Annotated in this window: 13 protein-coding genes and 1 pseudogene; 5 read left to right on the forward strand and 9 right to left on the reverse strand. The window is 45.8% G+C overall.

All coding sequences use genetic code 11. The features are described 5' to 3' along the window. Positions 1-34: 34 nt before the first annotated feature. The 4 genes from LW728_RS02900 to LW728_RS02915 all read right to left on the reverse strand — a co-directional run bounded on the left by LW728_RS02900 (position 35) and on the right by LW728_RS02915 (position 5,166). Positions 35-367: a DUF4164 family protein gene (locus LW728_RS02900; protein ID WP_002751577.1), complete on the reverse strand. Its 333-nt coding sequence runs from the start codon at positions 365-367 to the stop codon at positions 35-37. A 310-nt stretch (positions 368-677) separates the two neighbouring features. After that, complete coding sequence (gene ftsH4 / locus LW728_RS02905; protein WP_002736707.1) at positions 678-2,555, reverse strand: ATP-dependent zinc metalloprotease FtsH4; 1,878 nt, start codon at positions 2,553-2,555, stop codon at positions 678-680. 77 nt (positions 2,556-2,632) lie between these two features. Beyond that, positions 2,633-3,817: a tetratricopeptide repeat protein gene (locus tag LW728_RS02910; protein WP_002801042.1), complete on the reverse strand. Its 1,185-nt coding sequence runs from the start codon at positions 3,815-3,817 to the stop codon at positions 2,633-2,635. A 134-nt stretch (positions 3,818-3,951) separates the two neighbouring features. After that, positions 3,952-5,166 (reverse strand): RNA-guided endonuclease InsQ/TnpB family protein, encoded by a 1,215-nt coding sequence (locus LW728_RS02915; protein WP_287666493.1) that lies wholly within the window; start codon positions 5,164-5,166, stop codon positions 3,952-3,954. 78 nt (positions 5,167-5,244) lie between these two features. On the opposite strand from LW728_RS02915, the pseudogene LW728_RS02920 reads away from it, so the two are divergent. Then, a pseudogene (locus LW728_RS02920) lies at positions 5,245-5,451 on the forward strand (IS200/IS605 family transposase); the annotation flags it as partial. Positions 5,452-5,619: 168 nt separating this feature from the next. Here the strand turns inward: LW728_RS02920 and LW728_RS02925 are convergent. Next, complete coding sequence (locus tag LW728_RS02925; protein WP_287765107.1) at positions 5,620-7,095, reverse strand: leucyl aminopeptidase; 1,476 nt, start codon at positions 7,093-7,095, stop codon at positions 5,620-5,622. A gap of 551 nt (positions 7,096-7,646) precedes the next feature. Between LW728_RS02925 and LW728_RS02930 the strand changes: the two genes are divergently transcribed. The 4 genes from LW728_RS02930 to LW728_RS02945 all read left to right on the forward strand — a co-directional run bounded on the left by LW728_RS02930 (position 7,647) and on the right by LW728_RS02945 (position 12,999). After that, positions 7,647-8,774 (forward strand): aldo/keto reductase, encoded by a 1,128-nt coding sequence (locus tag LW728_RS02930; protein WP_287666487.1) that lies wholly within the window; start codon positions 7,647-7,649, stop codon positions 8,772-8,774. 132 nt (positions 8,775-8,906) lie between these two features. Then, positions 8,907-9,986: a class II fructose-bisphosphate aldolase gene (gene fba, locus LW728_RS02935; RefSeq protein WP_002744497.1), complete on the forward strand. Its 1,080-nt coding sequence runs from the start codon at positions 8,907-8,909 to the stop codon at positions 9,984-9,986. A gap of 191 nt (positions 9,987-10,177) precedes the next feature. Further along, the gene (ctpA, locus tag LW728_RS02940) at positions 10,178-11,416 is read left to right on the forward strand and encodes a carboxyl-terminal processing protease CtpA (RefSeq protein ID WP_002801046.1); all 1,239 of its coding nucleotides are present in this window, start codon (positions 10,178-10,180) and stop codon (positions 11,414-11,416) included. A 278-nt stretch (positions 11,417-11,694) separates the two neighbouring features. Then, the gene (locus LW728_RS02945; RefSeq protein WP_287765110.1) at positions 11,695-12,999 is read left to right on the forward strand and encodes an ABC transporter substrate-binding protein; all 1,305 of its coding nucleotides are present in this window, start codon (positions 11,695-11,697) and stop codon (positions 12,997-12,999) included. A 559-nt stretch (positions 13,000-13,558) separates the two neighbouring features. On the opposite strand, the gene LW728_RS02950 is transcribed toward LW728_RS02945, so the two are convergent. The 4 genes from LW728_RS02950 to LW728_RS02965 form a co-directional block, all read right to left on the reverse strand. Then, entirely contained in the window at positions 13,559-14,746 is a 1,188-nt protein-coding gene (locus LW728_RS02950) for an FtsW/RodA/SpoVE family cell cycle protein (protein ID WP_287765112.1), read from the reverse strand. 70 nt (positions 14,747-14,816) lie between these two features. Next, positions 14,817-15,761 carry an isoaspartyl peptidase/L-asparaginase gene (locus LW728_RS02955; RefSeq protein WP_149974207.1) on the reverse strand — a complete coding sequence of 315 codons (945 nt, stop codon included), beginning with the start codon at positions 15,759-15,761 and terminating at the stop codon, positions 14,817-14,819. 574 nt (positions 15,762-16,335) lie between these two features. Next, positions 16,336-17,553 (reverse strand): geranylgeranyl reductase, encoded by a 1,218-nt coding sequence (gene chlP / locus LW728_RS02960; RefSeq protein ID WP_002735532.1) that lies wholly within the window; start codon positions 17,551-17,553, stop codon positions 16,336-16,338. 248 nt (positions 17,554-17,801) lie between these two features. Then, positions 17,802-18,896 carry a class III poly(R)-hydroxyalkanoic acid synthase subunit PhaC gene (locus LW728_RS02965; RefSeq protein WP_110545588.1) on the reverse strand — a complete coding sequence of 365 codons (1,095 nt, stop codon included), beginning with the start codon at positions 18,894-18,896 and terminating at the stop codon, positions 17,802-17,804. Between the last annotated feature and the right edge of the window lie 100 nt (positions 18,897-18,996).

Here is an 18,996-nt window from a genome sequence, read left to right on the forward strand (position 1 = left end):
AAGTTAATTCTACAGCATTTTAGGGCGATCGCTGTTAGGGATTGGGGAAAAAACCAAAAAGTTTAGCAGCCCCTCCTAAAATGGCTACAACCAGAGCGATGAGAATCCCCCGATTGGTAAATTCCTGATAGGCAACTCTTGCAGTTAACCCTTTAATTTCTGTGGTTAGTCGCTCATCCAAGGCTTTAATCTCCCCTTTGAGTTCGACTTGTCCTATTTCCACTTTTGTCAACCGTTCTTCTATCTTATCAAATCTCTCATCTACCTGATCAAATCTCTCATCGATCCGTTTTTCCAGAGAGTCGATTTTCCCCTCAATCCTTGTCAAAACAGCTTCTAGGGAATAAGTGACGGTTTCGTTAGCCATTTTCTGTCTCCTTTAGCTCTTCTGGATTCACCATCGTGATCTCAATATCAGTATCGCTGATTTTTGCCTCCCAGTTTCAATCTCTAATAGGGGTTAAGATTAATGGGAACGCTGTAGGGTTGATTCATGAATCAACCCTACAAAGTATTAATCTCTAATAGGGGTTAAGATTAATTGGAACGCTGTAGGGTTCTGGGACTGCGGAGAGGCAAAAGGAAGAATAAATAATCAATTTTTAATAACTGGATTTAGTATAATGGCAAAAAACCCATCTTTCTTCAAGATGGGGTAAGGCAAAAATCAAATCAATCTAAACAGTAACAGGTTCTCGATCGAGGGGTTTAACGCGCTCGAGCAGTGCTTGCAATTGTTCCCCTTCAATCACCTCTTTACTGAGGATTTCTTGGGCAATTTCTTCGAGTAAATCGCGATTTTGAGCAAGGATATCCAGGGCCTGCTGATGACCATTTTCGACAATCTCTTTCACTTCATTATCGATCGCTTTGGCCGTATCATCGCTCACCAAACGCCGGGGATTCATCATGCCATCTCCCAGAAAACTATTCTGTTGACCTTTTTCGTAGGCTAGGGGACCCAAGGTCTTACTCATACCATAGGTTGTCACCATGCGTTCGGCCAAGTCTGTCGCCCGCTGCAGGTCATTAGCTGCCCCAGTAGTAATACTACCGAAGATAATTTCTTCGGCAGCCCGACCGCCTAAAAGAGTAGCAATTTGGTCGCGTAATTCCGTATCATCCATAAGGAAACGGTCTTCCGTGGGCATTTGCAGGGTATAACCGAGGGCTGCCATGCCGCGAGGCACGATCGAAATCTTAGCAACTTTACCACCCCCCGGCATAACTGCACCGACGAGAGCGTGACCAACTTCGTGATAAGCGACGATTTTCTTCTCTTTTTCCGAGAGAACCCGGCTTTTCTTCTCTAAACCGGCCACTACCCGCTCGATTGCCTCATTAAAGTCCTCTTGGGCGACGGTGCTGCGTTGATTGCGGGCTGCCAATAAAGCGGCCTCATTGACTAGATTAGCTAAGTCAGCACCAGCAAAACCGGGGGTACGGGTAGCAATCTGTTTTAAATCTGCATCCGAGCCTAATTTTACCTTACCTGCGTAGATTTCGAGGATTTTTAAGCGTCCAGCCAGATCGGGGCGATCAACTAACACTTGGCGATCAAAACGGCCGGGGCGTAAAAGGGCGGGATCAAGAGTTTCGGGGCGATTAGTGGCGGCCAGCACGATCACCGTCGCATCACCAGCGTTAAAACCGTCCATTTCCGTCAATAATTGGTTTAAAGTCTGTTCCCGTTCATCGTTACCCCCCATAAAATTACCGTTAGCGCGAGATTTACCGATCGCGTCTAATTCATCGATAAAAATAATACAGGGGGCTTTTTTCTTGGCCTGTTCAAACAGATCCCGCACTCGGGCTGCCCCTGCACCGACAAAGAGTTCCACGAATTCCGAACCTGAGATACTAAAGAAAGGAACCCCCGCTTCTCCTGCGACTGCTTTTGCCAGCAGGGTTTTTCCTGTCCCCGGCGGACCGACTAAGAGGACACCCTTGGGAATCCGCGCCCCGATTTGAATGTAACGTTGGGGATATTTGAGAAATTCGACGATTTCGGCCAATTCGGTTTTCGCTTCTTCCACACCGGCCACATCTTCAAAAGTGGTTTTGGTGGTGTCTCCTTCCACATAGACTTTAGCGCGACTTTTGGTAATCGATAAAGCCCCAGCTGGACCACCGCCACCGCTGCGAGCGAGGAAAAATTGCCAAATACCAACAAAAATCAGGGGAGGAATCACCCAACTAAGGACACTACCAATCCAGCCATTTTTTGGTGGTGGTGCGGCGGCGAATTCTACGCCCTTGGCTTCTAGACGTTTGGGCAATTCTAGGTCAAAAATCGGTGTAGTGCTGAAAATTCGTCCGTAGTTGCCCTCTTGGTCGTTTTTAAGCTGATAACGAATCTCATTCTGTCCCACGGATACCCTAGCGACGTTGCCATCTTCCACTTGGTCGATAAAAAGACTATAGGGAACTTTGGGGACGCTAGGGCCAAATAATTGCGGAAAAAGGAGGTTAACAATCAGAAATAAGCCGCCCACGGCTAATAAAACATTACCGATCAGGCGGGATTGTGAAGGAGGTTTGCTTTTTATACTCATTGCTGGGCCTGATTCATTAAAATTAGTCTCTATCCTCTCCTCATTGTAGGCTGTTGACTGCTCAAGTTCAGATTGAATCAGGCAGGGGGATTACCGTCGTCTTCGGGCGGTTTTTGCTCTAGTAAAGCCTCTAGACGAGTTTGGGCAAGCTCAAAATCCGGCGCAATCCCTAAAGCTTTTTGATAACAGGCGATCGCTGCTTGGGTTTCGCCCAAATTTTCTAGGGTACTGCCGCGATTGTACCAAGCTTGATAAAAATTATCGTCCGCTTCTAGCACCTGTTGCCAACATTCTAAGGCTTCTTGCCAACGTTGCAGTCCGTATAGGGCGCTGCCTCTAGCGTTAATGACTTGGTGATCGTTGGGGGTGATTTCTAGGGCGCGATCATAACTATTTAACGCCTCTTCGTAGTTACCGATCATGGCTAAGGCACCACCACGATTATGCCAGGCCGAGGCTAATTGGGGATCGATCGTCAAGGCCTGTTCCCAATCAGCGATCGCATTTGACCAATTGCCTAAATTTGCCTGTTCTAAGCCCTGATTAAACCAATCTGCGGCAGTTTCAGGGTTTTTACCCTCCTGGGGGGAAAATTGAGCGATCAGACTATTAATAATGCTTTCTGCGTCCTTATTTTCGATGCCTAATTGTTCGGCCATTTGGCCCGCTAGGGTAGGATCGTTGTGCAGACGGTTAAATAATTCATCGAGGGTGAGGGTTTCTAATTGGGGATTTTCCGAGTCAGCACCGTTAAAATCGCTAGTTTCACCCGAATATAAGAGATTTTCTGGGGGTTGCGGCAGGGAATAACTGCCAAGGTCCTCATCGTCGCCGGCGTATTCCCAGATTAAAGTGGCAGTTTCTTTGGTGTAGAGTTGATAACCGATCTCGTAGGAAGCTTCACCAATACGTTCAATACCGGGGAAAGCGCGGGCTAATTCTCCTAAACGGATCATTCTGCTGGCGAGAAGTTGGTTAAGGGAAGCGGAGGATTGCAGACGTGTCCCAAAGCGCTCTAACCATTCTACCCAATCTTTTTGCCGACCTCGATCGCCCAGTTTCTCAAAAAATCTCAGAATTCTGCCTTCGTGCCAACCGTGGGACACTCCATCGAGTAACTGCATATAGAGAAACTCGTAATCTGTATCGGTTAGGGGAACAGATTCGATCGCTTGTACTTTCCCCTTTCCCCCTTGTCCCCCCAAAAGTCGGGTAAAAAAGTTTTCGATCGCACGCCAAAGTTTTCTTAAAAGTCCCTGCATTCTAATCTCGACACTGGTTTTATTAATCTTGCAAGCATCACCCAATTAGTCTAGCAGTTATCAGTTATCGGGGATTGACTCTCCCCCGCTAACCGCTCGCGCGGTGTAGCGGGGGATTCTCGGTTCTTAGGCTTTTAACTAGATCGACCGAGTTTAACCCAGTCGATCCCCGTCAAATCGCCTCCGCGAGCGTTTTCTAACACGGTCAGTCCGACCGCGTTTTTTCCTCGGTTCTCAATTACCTTCGCTGATGCCGTATCTCTCGGTTCAATGTGGCCGCAAGAATCACACCGGTGAACTCTTTCCGATAACGCTTTTTTACCAGTAATTGCGCCACAATTCGGACACTCTTGCGAGGTTCCGTTTTTATCAACCTTAAGATAATATTTTCCCCGTTTCCAAGCGACAAACGGTAATATCTCGTTAATAAAACTACCGATACCTGAATCCAGAGATTGTTTTCTAACGATCCCTCTAGACCAGGAAACGAAGTTAATATCTTCAACAAAGATATTATCAGCGAGATCGCAAAGGTAATGAGCTAACTTAAAATGCCAATCTCTACGAGTATTAGACACTTTTTCGTGTAATCTCGCTATCTTATCTTGGAGTTTCAACCAATTGTTCGAGCCTTTGACTTGATGTTTCAAGCGTCTTTGTAGCAATTTAAGCTTACTCTGTACTTTCAACAAAAATCGAGGGGCTTTGATTAAATCTCCCCGTGAAGTAGCGACAAAACTCTCAATTCCCGCGTCAATTCCTAAACAGGTCTTCCCTACTGTCATATCGGGAACTAATTCCGTAGATTGGAAAGAAACCAAAACGTAAAATCCCGACGCTTTTTGGATAATTCGAGCTTGTTTAGGCTCAAACCCAGACGGGTACTCCCTAGATTTCCTAATCCGAATTTTTCCCAATTGTGGAAAATTTAAGTATTCGTCACCTAGAAAATTTTTCGAGAGCGCGGGGAAAACAAAACTTCGCATCTTTTTCTTAAATCTAGGAAAGCCGAAGCCTTTCGATTTTATATGGTCAAACGCTTTATCTACAGTTTTTAAAACTTGCTGTAAGACTTGAGCGTTAACCGTCTTTAATATCGGGTAAACTTTTTTAGCTTCCGTTAGATTTTTAGCTTGAACGAAGTAATTTGGATAGGGTTGATCCGCAGGAATTATGTACTCAGAAACTAGCGAACAGCGATCCGCAAGACACTTTCGAGAGTTTAACCAATCTTTCCGTTCCGAGAGCGCGTAATTATAAACGCTCTTACAAACATCAAGAATGTGGACAATCTCTCGTTCCTGTTTCTTGTTTACCTTTAGTTTGTACTGGTAGGTAAGCGTTATCACTGTCGTTAGTTTCGTGATGTGATGTATAGTTAAATTGTAACACTTACTGCCTAGTATATCAACTAATTACAATCATGGACCAAACTAATCGCTAACCTTAAAACAGTTAGTAGTCGCTTAATTAGACAAGAATTTCCGGATTTGGCGGCAAAGTATTTCGACAACAAACCCTATTTTTGGGCGGGAGCTTATTTCGTGGCTAGTTGTGGCGACGTTACTGTCGAACAACTAAAAAAATACGTCGAGAACCAAAACTCCCCAAAAGTGGAAAGGCTACTGCGTTAGTTTCATTCTGGTCGCGATTCATCTCCCGTTAACCGCTACGCAGTTTAACGGGAGTCCTCTCGCGACCTTGAGATAGGGGTGAGGGGTGGGGCAGATTTTTCAGGGATCGGTAAACAGTAAACAGTGAAAATACTCCTCACCTAATACCGCTTACCGCTTACCGATAACTTAATTATTGGCCATCACCCAATTAACTAGAGTGCGGACGGGAAAACCGGTGGCCCCGGAATTATTAACGCCATTTTCTTTGTCGGACCAGACGGGAGCTGCGATATCTAGGTGCAGCCAGGGAGTATTATTAATGAATTGCTTCAAAAATAAAGCGGCTGTAATGGAACCGCCGGGGCGCGGGCCAGTGTTTTTCATATCGGCAATTGGAGACTTCAGCCCCTCGAAATATTTTTCTTCTAGGGGCATCGGCCAGAATTTTTCGCCAGCTAATTTAGCGGCCTCTTGGATTTGAGCTGCGAGACTCTCATCGCTACTCCATAAACCGGCGATATCGTCCCCCAAAGCGACGACACAGGCCCCGGTTAAAGTGGCTAGATCCACGATCGCATCCACCTCTAATTTTTCCGCAAAAACCAAGCCATCGGCCAGGGTTAATCGTCCCTCGGCATCGGTGTTATTGACTTCAATGGTTTTGCCATTAGAAGCGGTTAAGATGTCCCCGGGGTGCATAGCGCGACCACTAATCATATTTTCCGTAGCCGGACAGATAAAGTGTACTTCCACTTCTGGCCGTAATTGGGCGATCGCCTTGGCCGCGCCTAGGGTGGCGGCACCACCCCCCATATCCGTTTTCATGGTTTCGATGCCGCTGCCGGCCCCTTTAATATTCAAACCGCCGGAATCAAAGGTTAAACTTTTGCCAACGATTGCTAGTTTACGTTTCGGGGTTCCTTGGGGTTTATAGATTAAATGAATGAATTTCGGGGGAATATCCGAGGCTTTGGCTACTCCTAAGAAGGCTCCCATACCCAAGCTTTCGCATTCTTCCTGTTCCAGAATATTAAGACTTAATCCGTATTCGGTGGCAATTTGCTCGGCGGTTTCTGCCATGGTTAGGGGGGTAACGGTGTTAGCGGGAGCATTGACTAATTCTCTGGCCAGAATCACCCCGGAACAGATTTGCTCGGCCTTGGCGATCGCAGATGCTTGCTCTCCTAAACCCAATAACTCGACGGTTGCTAATTTGGCTCCTTTTTCCTCCTTAGTGGACTTGAAGCGGGTATCCTGATGATTGGCCAGCAGCAGCCCTTCCGTGATTGCTCCGGCAGTGGCGGACTGATCCCCAACTACCGGTAAACTGATGGCCAGAGCTTGGCTTTTTTGTTGTTTGGCCAGACGAGCGATGGCGGCGGCCGCTAGACGCAGGGTTTGCAGGTCGAAATCGGCAGTTTTTCCCAATCCCACCAGGATTAATTTGCGAATCGGACCCCCACCACCTAGACGAGTCGCCGCACTACTGCCTAATTTTCCCTCGAATTCCGTCTCGGAGATGAGATCCTCTAGGATTCCCCCCAGTTTATCGTTCAATTCTGCCAATTCTCCTGCAATCTCTATGGCTCCTTCTGGTAAACCTAGGGCTAAAGTATCTCCTGTCCAAGTAAGGAGCGAGGTGTCAGTCGATCGAATATCCATTCTTTATCTCGATAATTCTTTGCAAAATGCTTCTATTAATCACTATACTGTAAGCTCTATCAGTGGCTGTCTTATTCTTTGTGCGATAATTTTAACTTATATAGTAGTGATCGATCTCTGTGTCCTTTGTGTCTGGAGTGGTTCGTTCCACTCACTCGCCCATAAGACTGTATCTTAACGTCAGTTCGGGATAAGGGAATTTTGCCATAGCTTCCACGAAAGAATAGGAGTTTCAGGCTACGGTAGCATCAGGGTTTTAGCTTATCCCGAACTGAGGTTACCTACTTAGGGTTTGCGGCAAAAAGTTTTTCGTGGGGGCAGGGTGTGGGGTGTAGGGTGTAGGGTGTAGGGTTTTAGCGATTTTCAGGTGGTCAACTACCTAATTTTCAGGGAAAAAGTGCCTAAACTTCCCCCCGATCACCCCAGTGTCTGGCACTTTTTGATGGGAAAAAAGTCTAAAATTCTTATCCAACAAGGTTTTTAGATTTATTCAGCAAGCCCTACTTAACTGATAACTGGTAACTGATAACTGATAACTGATAACTGAATCAATGCGTTATCGACGATTTGGCCGTACTAATTGGCAATTTTCGCTGTTTTCCCTGGGGACAATGCGCTGTTTGTCCTCAGAGTCGGTATTTGCCGCAACACTCGATCGCGCCTTAGAATTGGGGATTAATCACCTAGAAACGGCCAGAGGTTACGGTAATAGCGAAGTTTTTCTCGGTCGCTACCTGCAGCGTCAAGGAGTGCGGGAGCGGGTTTATCTGACCACGAAATTGGTTCCCACTCCCGATCGCCAAACTATGGAAAAAGCGATCGGCGAATCCCTAGAACGATTACAATTAAATTACCTCGATTGTCTAGCAATTCACGGTATTAACACCCGCGAGCATTTAAACTGGATTAAAGACCCGCAAGGCTGCATGAAAGCCGTTTTTATGGCCCAAGAAGCTGGAAAAATCGGTCATATTGGCTTTTCTACCCATGCACCCCTAGAAATTATTCTCGAGACGATCAATACAGATTTCTTCGCTTTTGTCAATATCCATTACTATTTTTTTTGGCAAAGACAGCAACCAGCGATCGCTTTAGCCCAAGCAAAGGACATGGGTGTGTTTATTATCTCCCCTGCTGATAAGGGAGGTAATCTCCACAGACCTCCCAAGAAGCTAGAGGAATTATGCGCCCCTTTTTCACCCCTAGAGCTAAATTATCGCTTTTTATTGAGCGATCCGCGCATTACTACCCTCAGCGTCGGGGCAGCGATACCAGAGGAATTAGAGGCAATTATTAACGTATGCGAAGAAGATCAGCCCCTAGATGCGGCAGAAATTGCCGTTTTTAAGCGTTTAGAGACACATTTAACCGATAAATTGGCTACAGATTTATGTAGCCAATGTTATCAATGTTTACCCTGTCCTGAAAATATTAATATCCCCGAAGTGTTGAGACTGCGGAATCTGGCAGTAGCTTACGAAATGACCGATTTTGGCCAGTATCGCTATCGAATGCTGGAAAATGCCGGTCATTGGTTCCCCGGACGCAAGGCCAATAATTGTACTGAATGTGGTGATTGTTTACCTCGCTGCCCGGAAAAATTGCCGATTCCCAGTCTGTTATTTGATACACACGAACTACTCAACGGACCAGCGCAACGGAGATTGTGGTCATCTTAGGACGAAACTGGGAAAAATTTTTTTTGGGGATCGTCAAAGTGTAAAAACTATCTTAAGATTAACAGGTAAGAGAATTAACTTTCTTGAATTTAAAGAGACAAAAAACAAGAAATAGATTAAGGAGTAAAGGATATGGCACTCGTCCCCATGCGGTTATTGTTGGATCACGCGGCTGAGAACGGATATGGCATCCCCGCTTTTAACGTAAATAATATGGAGCAGATCCAAGCGATCATGCAAGCGGCGGCAGCCACCGACAGCCCCGTTATCCTACAAGCTTCTCGCGGTGCGCGCAAATATGCAGGGGAAAACTTCCTGCGTCACTTGATCACCGCCGCGGTGGAAACCTATCCTCATATCCCCATCGTGATGCACCAAGATCACGGTAATGAACCCGCCACCTGCTATTCGGCGATCCGTAACGGTTTCACCAGCGTCATGATGGATGGTTCCTTAGAAGCGGATGCTAAAACTCCCGCCACCTACGAGTATAACGTTAACGTTACTGCTGAAGTAGTAAAAGTTGCCCACTCGATCGGTGCTAGTGTGGAAGGGGAACTCGGTTGTTTAGGTTCCTTAGAAACCGGTAAAGGAGAAGCAGAAGACGGTCACGGTTTTGAGGGAGAATTAGATCACTCGATGCTGTTAACCGATCCCGATGAAGCGGTGGATTTCGTCGAAAGAACCCAAGTAGATGCTTTAGCAGTAGCCATTGGTACTAGCCACGGCGCTTACAAATTTACCCGCAAACCCACCGGCGAAATTCTCGCTATTAGCCGTATTGAAGAAATTCATAACCGCTTACCCAATACTCACTTGGTCATGCACGGTTCTTCCTCGGTTCCTGAAGATCTCCTCGAATTAATTAACCAATTCGGTGGCGCTATCCCTGAAACCTACGGTGTTCCCGTGGAAGAAATCCAAAAAGGCATCAAGAGTGGTGTGCGTAAAATCAATATCGACACCGACTGCCGTTTAGCAATTACTGCCGCAGTTCGTGAAGCACTATTCAGCAACCCGAAAGAGTTTGATCCCCGTTTCTTCCTGAAACCCTCGATCACCTATATGCAGAAAGTTTGTGCCGATCGCTATCAACAATTTGGTACCGCCGGTAACGCCAGCAAAATCAAACAAATGTCCCTCGATGACTACGCAGCCAAATATGCTAAAGGGCAATTAACCCAAGTCAGCAAAAAAGTTGTGGCTGTCTAGTGGCTGAACAATTAAGCGATCGCTCAATAACACCGATTTAGTAGGATTTTTTGGGGTAGTTAACCATAACTACCCTCTTTTTTATGGCAATGCCTTCAAGGGAAAGAGTTACCAGATAAGAATCGATTTCAGAGAAAAGACTATACTGAAAATAATCAGCAGATCAGCACTGGATTTATAAGAGAAGCAAGATGAGAAAAAAATCGTTGTGGGCGGGATTATTGGTGGGATTTTGGTTTTGTCTAACTTGGATGGCATGGACACCCACAGCAGCCGCCTTTAGCGAAGAACAAAAATTACTACTGCAATCTTGGCGATTAGTCAACCAATCCTATTATGATGACACCTTTAATCATCAAAACTGGTGGCAGGTGCGGGAACAATTCATCAAAAAACCCCTTAACGATCGGACGGCGGCCTATAATGCCATCGAACAGATGTTAGCCACTCTCGATGAACCCTTTACCCGTCTCCTGCGACCGGATCAATACCATAACCTACAAATTAGCACCACGGGGGAATTATCGGGGGTAGGACTGCAAATTAATATCAATCCCGACAATGGTTACTTAGAAGTGGTTGCCCCCCTTGCCGGTTCTCCTGCCGAGGCCGCTGGTTTGACTAGCCACGATCGCATTTTGTTTATTGATGGCATCGATACCACTACTTTAACTCTCGATGCGGCGGCGGCCAAAATGCGCGGAACCCCCGGAACAGAAGTTTCCTTAGTCATTCTTCCCGATCAAAAAAGTCAACCAAAAACCCTATCTTTAACCCGTCAACGCATTTCTTTAAGTCCAGTGGTGGCGGTTTTGGATAAAAATTCTAGTTCCTTGCCCATCGGTTATGTGCGCTTAAATCAATTTAGTGCTAACGCTGCTAAAGAAGTCTCGGAAGCGGTGACGAACCTACAAAAACAAGGAGCAAAGGGTTATATTTTGGATCTAAGAAATAACCCCGGTGGTTTACTGCAAGCTGGCATAGAAATCGCTCGGATGTGGATTAATCAGGGAACGATTGTTTATACGGTTAATCGCGAGGGAATTGCCGATAGTTTTGCCGCTGCTGGCAATGCTTTAACCGACTCGCCTTTAGTGGTTTTAGTCAATCAGGGAACCGCCAGCGCCAGCGAGATTTTAGCTGGAGCATTACAGGACAATCAACGAGGGGTTTTAGTGGGAGAAAAGACTTTCGGTAAGGGATTAATTCAGTCTTTATTCGAGTTACCCGATGGGGCAGGATTAGCGATTACCGTAGCGAAATATGAAACTCCCGCTCACCATGATATTCATAAGTTAGGAATTATGCCGGATCAAGTGGTGGCACAGGAACCGATCACCTATCAGGAAATCGGCACCGAAAAAGATAGTCAATACCAAACGGCAATTCAGTTTTTAAACCAGAACACCGTTTTAGCCAAAGCTTCCTAAGTGGGTTTACTGAAAAAGTTTGTTGGTGGGGCAGGATTCAGGAGATTATTTTTACTTATTATCCCCACTACCCCGCTCCCTGCTCCCCACTTCATAATTCATAATTCATAATTTATAATTCCCACGGCATAAATCGAACAAATTAGCCATTTTTTCCATCAATATCTAAATTAAGATGAAAACCTGTTTGATTTGGAGAGAATGCTAACATCGATTAGAATTTTCCCAGTCCGGGTTTTTCAGCCTTGCAACCTTAACTCATCCTTGATTTTACTGCCATGCAGAGATATATTCGATCGCCCCTAGCCCTAACCCTGAGCATCAGCCTGTTAGCTAATTTTTTAACCGCTTGTAATAATGCCCAAACCCCCGATAACACTGCCTCTAGTCCCACCACCACTACCCCCGGTGATCAAGGCTTAAAATTAGGGGCTTTACTGCCCATTACTGGAGATTTAGCCGCTATTGGTCAAAATATGCCCGAAGCGTCTGCCCTAGCGGTAGAGACTATCAATGCCTGTGGTGGAGTCAATGGCAAACCCGTCACCCTCGTGAAAGAAGATGACCAAACCGATCCCGCCGCCGGTGCTTCAGCGATGACGAAACTAGCGGAGGTGGATAAAGTAGCCGGTGTGATCGGTTCCTTTGCCAGTAGCGTCTCAGGAGCAGCCGTCGATGTGGCGGTGAGAAAGAAAGTTATGTTAGTCTCTCCGGGTAGCACCAGTCCTGTATTTACTGACAGGGCGAAAAAAGGCGATTTTAAAGGTTTTTGGGCGCGGACGGCTCCCCCGGATACCTACCAAGCTCAAGCTTTAGCAGTCCTAGCTAAGAAAAAGGGTTTTCAAAATGTGGCCACCGTCGTGATCAATAACGATTATGGAGTGGGATTTGAACGGGAATTCGTGAGCGCTTTCGATAAATTAGGCGGCACTATCACTAATAAGCAAAATCCCGTCCGTTATGACCCGAAAGCTGCCACTCTCGATAGTGAAGCGGCGGCTGCCTTCGCTAACCAACCGGATGCTGTAGCGGCAGTCCTTTACGCTGAAACGGGCAGTTTATTGCTACAAGCGGCCTATAAACAGGGATTGACCAAAGGAGTTACTGTCCTCCTCACCGATGGGGTTTATTCGGAAGATTTCACCAAACAGGTGGGGAAAGGAACTGATGGTAAGTCAATTATTGCTGGGGCCCTAGGCACTGTCCCCGGGGCCGACGGTCAAGCTTTAAGCGCTTTTACTACTCTCTGGAAAGAAAAAACTGGCAAGGATGTCACCGCTTTTGTTCCCCATACTTGGGACGCGGCGATTTTATTGATGTTAGCAGCCGAGGCGGCTAAATCTAACACCGGGGAAGGGATTCAAAGCAAGATTCGTGAGGTGGCTAATGGACCTGGGACGGAAGTAACCGATGCTTGTCAAGCCATGGAAATGATTCGCAAAGGCGAAGATATTAACTATCAGGGGGCCAGTGGTAATGTGGATATCGACGAAAATGGCGATGTGGTCGGTAGTTACGATGTCTGGACTGTTAAGGATGACGGGACTCTCAAGGTTATTGATAAGGTGACACCTAATCAGTAATCAGTAATCAGTGATCAGTAATCAGGAGATTGTTTTTATTTATTCTCTCTGCTCTCCTTCTCCCCTCTCTCCCCCAACACCCACGAAGTCCGTTGACAGCAGCATACTTTGTGCTTTTTGTCAAAAAAACTTTTTTTTTGCAATAAAACTACACAAAAAAAAGATCATCGTTGTGGGTGAAATTGACTCATTTACCTGTCTTAATGAGGATTACCTTCTAGGTGTGGCAAGGGTTTCAACCATTGCGGCCCGAAAAAGCACAGAAAAACCCATTATGAAATTCAGTAAAATCGCTGTAACCATCATAACATCGTTGTTAAATAAAAATCTTTCTCAATTAATTTTTAAGAATTTGTAAATATTGCGGAATGTTAATTTAAATATTCTCAAGTTTGTGGAGTTAATCAATAATTTTTGCTTATCTTTGTCGAACATTGGGTTAGGAGTCGGTCGTCAGGAGATAAGGTGTTAGGGTTTTGGGGTGATAGGGTGATAGGGTGATAGGGTGATGAGACAGCTTCCCCACTTCATAATTCATAATTCATAATTCCCACCCCCCTTACTGATGACTGAAAACCGAGACAGTTTTCTGAGGACTTTTTTTACTTGTGGGAACTGGATCGGGGTCATTTTCTTCCCTAGCGACGCGGATTAAGAGGGCTGCTAAAAAGAGACTGGCTAAACTGGAACTGCCGCCATAACTAAAGAAAGGGAAAGGTAAGCCAGTAGTGGGTAAAGAACCAGTGGCCACACCGATATTTAACAGAGATTGACCGATTAAAATAACCATCGCCCCGATCGCCACTAATTTTTTGATGCGATGACGACATTTAACCGCCACGATTAGAGCGAGAGTAGCGTAGAGAAATAGCATAATTAACAGTAAAATACCGCCAATAAAACCAAATTCCTCGCCAAAGACAGCGAAAATAAAATCCGTATCTGGGAAGGGTAGATAAAATAATTTTTGTTGGGATAAACCGTAACCGCTGCCAGTGGTTCCGCCAGAACCGATCGCCAGTAAACTCTGCACTAATTGATAACCATCACCCCGGGGATCCTGCCAGGGGTCTAAGAAAGATAAAATCCGTTTTCTCTGGTATTCGCGGAAAGTAACACTGACCACGGCCATAGTTAAACCCAGTAAAGCACTACTGGTCATGTAGGATAAAGGCAGACCGGAGGCAAGAGCGATCAGCCAGAGAGTTATACCACACAGAGCAGTGGTACTCAAGTTAGGTTGTAAGAGGATGCCCGCTAGAATTAGGCCAAAAATAGCAATCCAAGTTAACCGTTGATTGACATTTAAACGCGGCCATCCACCGAAAACCGCCGCTCCTTGCAGGACGAGAAACGGTTTCATAAATTCCGACGGTTGCAAGAGAATCGGCCCGATTTTAATCCAACGGGTGGCACCATTGATATTAGCTCCCAAACCGGGGATGAGAGTGATCAAAATTAATCCTAAAACTAATAAAATCATCCAGGGTGCAATTTTGAGGAGTTTCTCGATCGGCAATCGCACCAGGAAATTAAAGCCAATTAAGCCAATCCAAAGCCAGATTAATTGGCGGATAAAATAGTATAGTCCGTTATCAAAACGACTGTCAGCCAGAGCGTAGGAAGCGGAAAAAAGCACCACTAACCCGACTGACAGCCACAAAAAAGTCATCCAGCGCAATAATCGCGCTTCGGCTGACCAGTTTTTCACATCGGGGTCAAAAATAGGAATAATGTATTGCCACACGGAGATTTTCGAGAAGAAGTATCTTGCAGAGATTAACCGAAAAGACTAGGCTCGATCGCGGTTTGTTCCACTATCCGACGGCGACATGACCGATTAAACCCGCGTTTTCACCGTGCCATTCTAGGGTATCACCGATCGCCTGACCGTCGTGATAGGCAGCCAAGAGAATTTCCGCCGTTTTTCCCCAAACAATATTCCCCTGACGATCAAGGGAAATCATGCCCAGATCCCGACCATTAGTTTGGGATTCGTGCATGGACTTCTCCACGGCAGCGGCGAGGGAAAAACCATCGGTGACGCGAATGACTACCTTAGCGGCTAAACACTCATCGATAATATCTTCCCCGACCCCCGTACAACTTACTCCGGCCCATGGATTGGCATAATTGCCGGCCGGCATGGCACTGTCACTAACGCGACCAATTCTTTCTAATCCCTTACCTCCGGTAGAAGTTCCGGCGGCGATGTCTCCTTGTTGATCAAGGGCCACCACCCCGATAGTTCCCCGTCGTGCTGACGAATCGGCGAATAAACGGGCCATTTTGCGATTAAAATTCGTCTTTCTTTCCTCCATCCATTCTTGAATCCGATAATCGGTGAGGGGATCATAGAGGGGAATTTGTAATTCTCGGGCCAGATCTGCAGCCCCAATTTCCGAGAGAATGCGATCCTCTTGACTTTGGAGAAAGTGGGCTAGGCTAATGGGATTCTGTACCCGCGAGACGTTAATGACACCGCTTAAACGCTGATGACGACCATCCATCAAGGCTGCACTCATTCGCACCTGACCGTCCGATTGCACCACCGAACCAGTCCCAGCATTAAATCGCGGTTCATCCTCCAGTAACATACATCCTTTTGTCACCGCCTCCACAGCACTAGCACCATTGTCAAGGAGGTTGTAAATATTCTTAACAATCCCCCGGAGAGAATCGCGCACTGATTCTAAACCACCTTTGTCCTCTAGGGAACTCGCTCCCCCATGAATAATTAACTTCGGATTTACTCTGGTCATCGAAAAATTGAGTCCGACACCCCGTCTCTTGAGGACGGCTTTACCATTAAATAGTAGCGCATTTACACCATCTATCTTGACTTCCCCTTTAACAAAAGGGCATAAACTGTACTGTCAGCTGCCCGCGCATTTAAATTGCTTAACAGCTTATCATACTAAATCCAGTTATTAAAAACTGATTATTTATTCTCCGTTTTGCCTGAGTGCCTCTCTTGATATGTAGTCCATACTCAACGGATGACCGTATTACTTCCGATTTTATCTCTCAATCCAAGCCTTTGGGGGGTTCTACCCCCCAAACCCCCCGTTGGGGGCGTGGCGCCGCCCCCAAACCCCCCGCGCATTAGTTTTTCGGTGAGATGCTTACACGCAGCTGCTAATACATCTGTCATAATTTAACAGTCACTCCCCTTGCAGGAGTGCCTCTACTGATATGTAGCCTATACTCAGCGGATTTAGTATCAAATATTTTTTCGACATTTTTATTTGAATTAGAGAAGACAAGAAGGGACAACCCAAAAGAAAACCCAACCACCGCCATGGGAGGATTGGGTTTTCTGGTTATCAATGGATTTTAAGGGGCCAAAGCGTTACCGCGCAGGAGAGAACCGATGGTTTTAGCGGTAATCTTCATCTGTACGAGAGGATTAGCGGGAACAACGGTTTTATAGAGATAACTATCAAAAGTCATCTTCTGTACATCCTTATCGGAACACATTTCCACAAACGCTTCCCGGGTGGCATCGGTACGGTAGAAAACCCGTTGCAGGATATCTAATACCAGATAGGTCATACCGTATTTCTTGTCCCAACGCTTGAGGTAGAGTTTTAACTCGTCCTCTGTGGGAATACGTTGGCCGCCGTTGGTGACTTCGACAATGGTTTCGGCACACATCCGCGCTGATTTAGCGGCGAAATAGATGCCTTCTCCCGAAGACTTAGTAACTGTTCCCGCAGCATCGCCTACGAGGGCCACGCGACCGACTACACGACGAGGACGGGGATGTTCGGGGATGGGGTGGGCCTCCACGCGGATGATTTCGCCTCCTTCTAGACGACGGGCCGCGCGAGCGCGAATACCAGCTTGTAGGTCTTTAATCATGGCTTTATTGACCTTCATTGTGCCAGTACCGACGGCGACGTGATCGTATTTGGGGAATACCCAAGCGTAGAAGTCGGGGGATACGTCTTTTCCTACATACATTTCGGCCAGATCTTCGTAGTAGGCCATTTTATCTTGGGGGAGACGGATGCGTTCTTGGAAAGCGATCGCATAGTTGTAATCCCCGGCATCAATAGCTTTGGCAATGCGGGAATTAGCACCGTCGGCGCCGATAACCACATCCACCTTCAGAGATTTCATTTCCCCTTGGGAATTGCCGTGGGAGTGATCGGCGTAGTGTAGGGTATAGGGATCGGTGCTATTGGTGGGAATGTCGAGACCGTAAACGGTTCCGTTGATTAAATGCGCTCCTAATTTATGGGCGCGTTCTCTCATAAAACCGTCGAGGACTTCCCGACGACACATTCCGATATATTCGTCTTGATTATCGAGATTAATATCGACTTCGACGTTAGAGGGGGAGATCATTTTCATTTTTCTCACCCGGCGATCGATAATTTCAGGAGGTAGGTCAAATTCGCTCACCATACAGAGAGGAATCGCTCCACCACAGGGTTTAGCATTATCTAATTTGCGTTCAAATAAATAGGTTTCAATGCCTGCTTTAGCTAATGTTTCTGCCGCCGAAGAACCGGCCGGCCCTGAACCCACAACAGCGACTCTTAACACTCAGGTTTTCTCCTACATACTTACGAGCGAGTACGCTTTGCAGTGTACCACAGGGGTTTAGCTGAAAGGAACGATATCCTCCGATTCTGCCCGATCTTGCAACAGTGCTTAACATCCTCTGTTACAAAAGTTTATTTTACTGCCTGTAGATTTTTTTTAGTCGATGTGTTGTATTGTGTTACACCCGTAGAGAAAAAAAGTGCTAAACCCCTCTCCCAAATTGGAAAAGGGGATAGCTGCAAGGATTGTTAAGCTCTTGCTTTCAACCAATCGCTAATAGCGGGGGGTAAATCCCGTTGCACTTTGCCACTGACATACATTCCGATATGTCCGACGGGGAAAGCACAAGCGGTATAATCAGAAGTACCGATATAATTCCCTAAAGCGAGGGAAGAAGCGGGAGGTACAAGGTGATCTTTATCCGCATAAAGATTGAGAATTGGCATGGTCAGATTGTGTAAATCTACCCGTTTATCTCCTAACATCACTTCCCCTTTAATCAGTTTATTTTGCTGATAGAAATCCTTGAGAAACTGTCGATAGGATTCTCCCGCTTGGTCAGGACTATCAAAAATCCATTTTTCCATACGCAGAAAATTAACTAATTTTGATTCGTCTTCCATGATGTCAGGAAAATCAAGGTATTTCTGATAACCTAACTGTAAAGGTTTCAATTCCAGAAACTCTAAGTTGAGAAAATCTCCCGGGATATTGCCCATAGCATCTACCATTAAATCGATGTCTAATGCTTCGGAACCCAAGGAACATCCCCCCCGCATATTTAAGAGGGTCTCGGTTTGATAAAAGTCCACCGGTGTCACCATTGTCACCAGATTTTTTATCTTATCGGGATAGAGGGAACTATAGCATAAACTAAAGGTTCCCCCCTGACAGATTCCTAACAGATTAATTTTGTCGAGATGATGACTTTGACGAATAAAATCGACGCAATTATCGACATAACCATTGATATAATCATCAAGGGTTAACCAGCGATCGCTTCTGGTGGGATATCCCCAATCAATTAAGTAGATATCTAAGCCTAATTTCAGCAGATTTGCTACTAAAGAACGCCCTTCCTGTAAATCTACCATGTAGGGACGATTGACCAAAGCATAAACCATCAACAAGGGAATCTCGAAGGGTTTTTCGACCACGGGTTTAAAGTGGTAGAGAATGATTTTATCTTCCCGATAAACTGCTTCTTTTTCCGAGACTCCACACTGAATATCTTCTTCTTTAACTCGTTTGAGATTGTCTAAACCTTTGAGATTTTTTTGAGTTAATTCTAGATAATCTTGGGTAAAATCTTCCAGTTTCACTTGCGTCAAAAATGGCCACATAATTTAATTCTCCTAGAAAAGTGGGGATTTTTCAGTGAGCAGTGAACAGTAAACAGTAATCAGTGAAAAGAAAGTTCCGAAGTTTTCACCTAACACTATA

It is taken from the genome of Microcystis sp. 49638_E5, assembly GCF_021300285.1.
Classification (GTDB): Bacteria; Cyanobacteriota; Cyanobacteriia; order Cyanobacteriales; family Microcystaceae; genus Microcystis; species Microcystis aeruginosa_C.

Excerpts from the sequence above, each read along its gene's own strand:
- LW728_RS02900 (WP_002751577.1), bottom strand. The coding sequence starts at position 367 with ATGGCTAACGAAACCGTCACTTATTCCCTAGAAGCTGTTTTGACAAGG.
- ftsH4 (WP_002736707.1), bottom strand. The coding sequence starts at position 2,555 with ATGAGTATAAAAAGCAAACCTCCTTCACAATCCCGCCTGATCGGTAAT.
- LW728_RS02910 (WP_002801042.1), bottom strand. The coding sequence starts at position 3,817 with ATGCAGGGACTTTTAAGAAAACTTTGGCGTGCGATCGAAAACTTTTTT.
- LW728_RS02925 (WP_287765107.1), bottom strand. The coding sequence starts at position 7,095 with ATGGATATTCGATCGACTGACACCTCGCTCCTTACTTGGACAGGAGAT.
- LW728_RS02930 (WP_287666487.1), top strand. The coding sequence starts at position 7,647 with ATGCGTTATCGACGATTTGGCCGTACTAATTGGCAATTTTCGCTGTTT.
- fba (WP_002744497.1), top strand. The coding sequence starts at position 8,907 with ATGGCACTCGTCCCCATGCGGTTATTGTTGGATCACGCGGCTGAGAAC.
- ctpA (WP_002801046.1), top strand. The coding sequence starts at position 10,178 with ATGAGAAAAAAATCGTTGTGGGCGGGATTATTGGTGGGATTTTGGTTT.
- LW728_RS02945 (WP_287765110.1), top strand. The coding sequence starts at position 11,695 with ATGCAGAGATATATTCGATCGCCCCTAGCCCTAACCCTGAGCATCAGC.
- LW728_RS02955 (WP_149974207.1), bottom strand. The coding sequence starts at position 15,761 with ATGACCAGAGTAAATCCGAAGTTAATTATTCATGGGGGAGCGAGTTCC.
- LW728_RS02965 (WP_110545588.1), bottom strand. The coding sequence starts at position 18,896 with ATGTGGCCATTTTTGACGCAAGTGAAACTGGAAGATTTTACCCAAGAT.